This window comes from Phytobacter sp. V69, from assembly GCF_965644215.1.
GTDB lineage: Bacteria > Pseudomonadota > Gammaproteobacteria > Enterobacterales > Enterobacteriaceae > Phytobacter.
On sequence record NZ_CBFFRL010000246.1, the window covers coordinates 1 to 5,841 of the forward strand.

Annotated in this window: 5 protein-coding genes; 1 reads left to right on the forward strand and 4 read right to left on the reverse strand. The window is 37.8% G+C overall.

Features of this window, described 5'->3' with window-relative positions; all coding sequences use genetic code 11:
* Positions 1–122: 122 nt before the first annotated feature.
* Both ACSZPU_RS22580 and ACSZPU_RS22585 read right to left on the reverse strand, forming a co-directional pair.
* Positions 123–734 (reverse strand): TIR domain-containing protein, encoded by a 612-nt coding sequence (locus ACSZPU_RS22580; protein ID WP_499003378.1) that lies wholly within the window; start codon positions 732–734, stop codon positions 123–125.
* Positions 734–1,462, reverse strand: a complete 729-nt coding sequence (locus tag ACSZPU_RS22585) for a hypothetical protein (protein ID WP_023143484.1) — start codon at positions 1,460–1,462, stop codon at positions 734–736. The genes ACSZPU_RS22580 and ACSZPU_RS22585 overlap by 1 nt, the downstream gene beginning before the upstream one ends.
* Positions 1,463–2,125: 663 nt before the next feature.
* Between ACSZPU_RS22585 and ACSZPU_RS22590 the strand changes: the two genes are divergently transcribed.
* Positions 2,126–3,397, forward strand: a complete 1,272-nt coding sequence (locus ACSZPU_RS22590; protein ID WP_375582014.1) for a tyrosine-type recombinase/integrase — start codon at positions 2,126–2,128, stop codon at positions 3,395–3,397.
* Between the two features lie 63 nt (positions 3,398–3,460).
* Here ACSZPU_RS22590 and ACSZPU_RS22595 read toward each other — a convergent pair whose 3' ends face one another.
* Together ACSZPU_RS22595 and ACSZPU_RS22600 are read right to left on the reverse strand one after the other, a co-directional pair.
* Positions 3,461–4,177, reverse strand: a complete 717-nt coding sequence (locus tag ACSZPU_RS22595) for a HEPN domain-containing protein (protein ID WP_499003385.1) — start codon at positions 4,175–4,177, stop codon at positions 3,461–3,463.
* On the reverse strand, positions 4,177–5,292 hold the full coding sequence (locus ACSZPU_RS22600) for a DUF262 domain-containing protein (RefSeq protein WP_230120866.1): 1,116 nt from the start codon (positions 5,290–5,292) through the stop codon (positions 4,177–4,179). The genes ACSZPU_RS22595 and ACSZPU_RS22600 overlap by 1 nt, the downstream gene beginning before the upstream one ends.
* Positions 5,293–5,841: the final 549 nt, after the last annotated feature.

Genomic DNA, 5,841 nt, shown 5'->3' on the forward strand with positions numbered 1-5,841 from the left:
ATCGGTAGTTAACCCTTCCTCCTACACTCTCCACAATCATGTCCGAGCGTTGCACTTATTATCTGAATTCGCGGTATACATGTCTGTTACCTTAATTTTATCTTGGCGTAAAAATCATCTCATCACCATAGTAAATTAGTTCTTATAGCAGGAACATCAGCGGGATTTTTCTTTGCTGCAGGTTCCATAATATTTCTTTTATCAAATGCCTGGTTAATATAAAATTCACTATTCCCTATAAAATCTGAATACTTAACCAGGGAGCAATAAACATCCATATCCTCATAGTGGGGGACGAGTTTTGAAAAACTATGATTTTTTTTAATTAACCAAGGGAGATAATGTTCATAACCCCAATCAATGGTTCTAATTCCAATCCCGCAATTGCAAGAGGCATCACTACATATACCCGAGCTAAACACACTCGAATATATTTCATCTCGAATTACCCCGATTAATCCAGCAGGATTCTCCCCCCATAAAGATGCTTGAATTTCTGAGTTAACAAAAGGTCTGCTGGCAGTTTCTGTACCTATGAGTACTACTGTTACGGTAGAGTCACCAAGATAGTCCTCCCGAATTTTCCGCATAATGTAATCTTCACTGACATTAGTGCTGATATCCCCGTCACTGACGGACTTGTCAATAAATGACGCACCAGCAAATGCTTCAATGATTCCGTTCTTCAAATCCTGTTCGTTTGCATGATGATAACTCAGAAAAGTTTTATGCATTACTCATCCCACTTAGCAATATCAATGTTAAATACAACACTAACTTCCTCACAGAAGAATTTATTAATGCATTCAAAATCAGCCATCAACTGGCTGAAATGATAATAATGAGTCTGGATTATTCCAATTGGTGTTAAATGATAAATCAAAGAAACATTTTCACCGTTAGAATCTTTATCCCTCGTCAATACAATATCGTTTGTTGAGATGTACTTATGCCAACGCCTGTAATTATTCTGATGTTTGGTAAGCAGTTGATTCAGTTTTTTTAGCATTTTATTAGATATACCATACAACTCCATATCTCTTTTACGCTTAACATCCAGCACTCTTATTTCAACACGAATAAAATTATAGATATCATATAAAGAGTTAAAAACCTCTTCAAATGAATCAAAATGTGGATCAATTTTGAACACACTTCTTTTAGTGTCAAGGAAATTGCGAACAGATCTTTTATATAGCAAGTCAGAACTATCAAATAAAACATTTAACCCACCGAAAGTTAATTTTTCTAACTTTAATGAGTATTTTTTCTCTAAAATACCGAAAAACAAAAATATAGTAATCAATGATAATATTAGAATTGAAAGGAGCGCTTTTACAAAATCAAAATTTGATATGATATTTTTGATAAACCACCATTGTGAGGCCGGTAAAAAAGAGAAGTACCCCATCAAAATAATTACCATCAAAATAATTCCGAATAGTAACAATCCCCTAACCATAAGCGAATCCTTATGAAACAATTTCAATCAAGTTGCATTTTTATCAACAGACATTGAAAATTTTATTCATAATAATCAATGAATTATAACCCAATAACGCAACTATTTATTTATGCTCAGTTACCACTATACCCTGATTCGGATTTCTCCGAAATCCTTAAGGATACTAGTTTCACTTTTCTCAGCCAGACTAAAATTTAGATATATCTGGTGGACTGCATTGGGGTTTTCTCTAGACAAAGCAGTGGATATCTTCATCAGCCAACTGTCTGTTGCAATGCAGGATCGTAGCAGATCACTAAAACATAATGCTCCGGCAGAGTACCGATTGTATCCTTATCCACCCCAATGGGCATTGCATCTTCTTACAAGTGCATACATTTCTTATAGGGGGTCATCCTGGTGGTCTTGACAGAAAGGGGATTCAGGTTTAGCTTATTTATTAGCCAGTTACTGGCAAAGGCGATCCCAGTCAGAGGAGCCAATTTAAGGGAAGCAGACGTTCACTGACGTCTGCTTTCTGCATTTCTATCAGTTGGTTATCTCTTCTTTCACGTTCACCCTCGTTCATTAAAAACCACTCGAAGCCATACCCTTTTGCTGGTAAATATGTTGGTAATGGTAGTTCGATTGCGGTTTTACCAACAAACGAGGGATGCCGTTATGCCACTTACTGATACTAAAGTAAAAAACGCCAAACCTCTCGATAAGGAATACAAGCTGACTGATGGCTTCGGTATGTTCCTTCGCGTTACCCCCAAGGGTTCCAAATACTGGCAGATGGCCTACCGCTTTGAAGGGAAGCAAAAAATCTTCTCTATCGGTGTCTACCCTGCTGTTTCACTTGCTGATGCAAGACAGCGCCGTGATGAAGCTAAAAGACTTCTGGCTCAGGGAATTGATCCTAACGCCAAGAAGCAAGCCGAAGTTAAAGAACTGAAATCCAAGCGCGACAACACACGTTCTTTCAGGGCTGTTGCCAAGGCGTGGTTTGCTACCAAGAAAAAATGGTCAGAAGAGTATCATCAAACCGTATTGACCCGACTTGAAACCTATATCTTCCCGGATATTGGTAATAAAGACGTTACGGAGTTAGATACCGGCGATTTGCTGGTTCCCATCAAAAAAGTTGAAGCCCTTGGTTATCTGGAAGTTGCCACACGGGTTAAACAATACGTGACCTCTATTTTGCGTTATGCCGTCCAACAGCAGCTTATCCGCTATAACCCGGCTTACGATCTGGAAGGCTCCATTCAGAAATCAGAAACAGAACACCGTCCTGCTCTGGAGCTTGAAGAGATTCCGTTACTGCTTGAACGTATGGGTGCCTATAAAGGCCGCAGACTCACCACGCTGGCTATTCAACTTAACCTGCTGGTGTTTGTGCGTTCCAGTGAACTACGCTTTGCCAGATGGTCAGAGATCGATTTCAAAAGCAAACTGTGGGTTATCCCTGAACAGCGAGAAGTCATCGATGGCGTGAAGTATTCAGGCCGTGGCACCAAAATGAAGCGTAAGCATTTCATCCCCCTCTGTCGTCAGGCAATCGTGTTGTTGAACGAAATTAAGCAACTGACTTATGAAGAAGGCAACGAAGATGGCTTCATCTTCACGGGAAGCTACGACAGCTTCAAGCCAATGAGTGAGAACACCATAAACAAGGCGCTACGTAAGATGGGCTACGATACCCGGCAGGACATTTGTGGTCATGGCTTCCGCACGCTGGCCTGTAGTGCCTTAATTGAGTCTGGTTTATGGTCAGAAGACGCTGTTGAGCTTCAAATGAGCCATAAGGAAAGCAACAGCGTTCGCGCAGCTTATACCCACAAAGCCAAGCACCTTGATCAGCGCCGACTGATGCTCCAGTGGTGGGCTGATTATCTCGATGCTAATAGAAACAGTATGGTCAGGCCGTTTGAGTTTGCTCAAATATGACAAACATAGAGACCAAGGATGGCTTCAACTCAAATGCGGCTAAAGACATTAGCCGCATTATTACTAAATAGTTAACAATTCTGTTTTCCAGTATTTACTACCACTTTTAGCACAAATATGAGTATATAATATTCTATCCAGAATCTGAGTAATCTCTTTTACATTATTTAAGTTATCAATAACAGTTTCCTTCGTAATATTAGTGGAAGAATAAGAATGAGCTAATTCCGTACGGCTATCAGAAAAAGATTGAAGCATAAACTCATAATCTTTCTTACCTTTCACAGTCATTGCCTTAAATATATCTTTAATGCCAAATCTATTAAAAAGGAGTTTGATGTTTTTTTTGGAAGGATATTTTTTATCCATAATTAATTGTTTTGAAACAATAACTGGTTTAACAGGAGAATCTGGTGACGATAACGCCTGAAGTTTATCCTTACACTTGTTCAAGTCGCTCATCATCATCGACTCTGATCCATGTGATACATAATTTATGAAATTTTTCTCTTGGTTTTTAAATAAAGAGAATAATATAATCTCATCAGGTAAGTGTGAAAGGCATCCGTTATTGTTGTTAAGCATATCAATCCAATCTTCCAAAACCTCCTTAATATAATCTTCGAATGCAGCGGATGCTCTGAATATCGCGTTATTATAAACACTATGTACAATGTCTGATCTTAGCTCTTTTATCTTTGATACATAGCGAACCTGTTCGAGCAAACTTAAATGAATCTGCTCGAATTGCTTCCTAGATGCGCTTTTAACGTATGCCATCAGTTGAAATACCGTTCAATGAATGCTTTCATTGTGCCAATACGATAATGAACTAATTGCGTCGCTGATGTGCCAGAAGTAATCGACTCATTAAAACGTTCCTCTGATATAATTCTCTGGAAATTTATTAAAAAATCATTAAGTGCTATACCATTCAATTCATTTACTAAATCCTGATTAAATCTTGATATCATAAAGCCGACAATAAGAGCATCAAATAATGCAGAGTTAAAGTTTTTCACTTGCGGCTCTAGGTTTTCATTTAGGACTCTAAATGCTTTTTTGCCGAACAATTTATTAATGCAATTCAATGCCCTAAGAAATCTACTACGCCACTCTAAAGCAAGATTAGGTTCAATATATTGATTTTCAGAACTAAAGGTATTAAGGAATTTCTTTAACGGTTTCCTATATGGTGTGGTAGAAAATGAAAGCGCAAATGCTCTTAATATGAGCTCGTTATTCTTCATTCGCGTATCATTTTTAATCCCTGTCAACTCTTTCCACACTTTTTCTTCACTGACTTCATCAATCATAGTAAATAATGGACCATGATAAACGCCATGGCGTACCTCTTGGGGATTTAATTGCACAGCACCAGTATTAATCCTTTCAAAGACATCAATTTTAATTTGAGGATGGGTTTCTTTTAATATGGTTATACATCTCAATGTTCTATTTAAAATATGTCTGCGAAATCTCGCATCCAAAGATGAAAACAAATTTCCTTCTAATTCTGGGTATGCTGTTAGCCCCTGTAATTCAAAGCCATCCTCAATAAAAAGTTTAATTGAAGTCAATCGTTGATTGCCATCAATAACAGATAAGCTCTCGTCTTTCTCTTGATTCAAATAAATAACAGGAATAGGACATTGGATTATTAAAGATTCGATCAATCTTGATGCCTGCCCTCTATTCCAAACATACTTCCTTTGAAAATCAGGAATAAAAACAGCACCACTTTTCAAATAATCAACTAGTGTTGATATTGAAAAATCATAAGTTTCTGTATGCAACCGGCGCTGCTCTGGGGGAATATCAACTATGGAAACATCATCATCATCAAATACTGGGAAAAGTTTGTCCGCAAGTTTTTTTGCATCATTAACAGACATAGTAGGACCTCATTAACAGAATTGAATATATATTACATTAATGAGTAGGAAAAATAAACAGCACTACCACATCTCAAGGATAACTTAATGAGCATAGAAGCATTAATTGTAGCACAACAGATAGTTGCATAGATTATAATTAACATTTAAATAGTTTCAGTGTCTTTATTGCAATCCATCTATTTGAACTACCTTCTACGTACAAAGTTCTGATTATTTATAGTAATATCAAACAAAATCAATGAATTAGTGCCTTGATTGAGTCTGGTTTATGTTCAAAAAATAAGTGAGCCATCCATTAAGGAATGGGGACAGTGTCCGTACGCTGTGTATCCCCGCAAAGCCAAGCACCTTGACCAGCGCTGCCTGATGCTTCAGTGGTGGGCTGACTACCTTGATGCGAACAGCAACGGTATGGTCAGGCCGTTTGAGTTTACGAATAATCCGCTGTAAAATCATGACCTGAAATCTATAGGGAAGGTGCGATTTAATCGTCAATTATGAGAACATAACCCTTTCTTTGACATAGACTTTTCACGATGCCCGCTC